Annotated in this window: 1 protein-coding gene; it reads left to right on the forward strand. The window is 75.6% G+C overall.

Annotation, left to right across the window (positions count from 1 at the left end; genetic code table 11):
* Positions 1 to 68: 68 nt before the first annotated feature.
* Positions 69 to 954: ABC transporter permease (locus tag CCN51_RS52540; protein ID WP_086861343.1), on the forward strand; the 886-nt coding region annotated here is incomplete at its 3' end.

The following is a 954-nucleotide window of genomic DNA, read 5'->3' on the forward strand; positions in this document are numbered from 1 at the left end:
GGGGCGGGCGCGGCGGCCCCGGCAACGCTGTCAGCCGCAGCGGATGCGGCTTCCTCCGGGAGGCGGCCATGAGTCGGCGGCAGGGAGGGAGTCGGCGGCTGCGGGCCGCCCGGCTGCGGCCCGCGGACTTCGTCCGCCTGGGCGGCACCGGGCTGCGTACCCGCCCGCTGCGCGTGCTGCTGTCCGCGCTGGGCATCGCGATCGGCGTGGCCGCGATGCTCGCGGTCGTCGGGATCTCCATGTCCGGGCGGGCCGAGGTGGACCGCCGTCTGGACCGGCTCGGCACCAATCTGCTGCGCGTCTCCCCCAGCCAGGCCATGGGCCAAAGCTCCCAGCTGCCCGAGGAGTCCACGGCGATGATCCGGCGGATCGGCCCGGTGCTGCAGGTCGCGGCGACGGGCGCGGTCAAGGACGCCAAGGTGTACCGGAACGAGCACATGCCCAGCGGGCGCACCGGCAGCATCGAGGTGCTGGCGGCCGACCCGCGACTGCTCGCGTCGGTGGGCGGGAAGGTCCGTACGGGCCGATGGCTGGACTCGGCCACCGCCGAGTACCCGGGGGTGGTGCTCGGCCGGCAGGCGGCCCGGCGGCTGGACGTGCACACCCCGGGCACCCGGCTGTGGCTGGGCGGCACGTGGTTCTCGCTGGTGGGCATCGTGGACCCGGTGCCACTGGCCCCCGAGATCGACCAGGCGGCACTGGTCGGCTGGCCCGCGGCCCAGCGGTACCTGGGCTTCGACGGCCACCCGTCGACCGTGTACGTCCGCACGGAGGAAGACCGGGTGACGGCCGTACGGGACGTACTCGCGGCGACCGCGAACCCCGAGCATCCGAATCAGGTGGTGGTCTCCCGGCCCTCCGACGCGCTGGCCGCGCGCGAGGCGGCCGAGTCGGCGCTGACCGGGCTGCTGCTGGGGCTCGGTGGGGTAGCGCTGCTCGTGGGGGGTGTGGGGG

Origin of the sequence: Streptomyces milbemycinicus (assembly GCF_002154605.1) — a bacterium.
GTDB classification, from domain to species: Bacteria; Actinomycetota; Actinomycetes; order Streptomycetales; family Streptomycetaceae; genus Streptomyces; species Streptomyces milbemycinicus.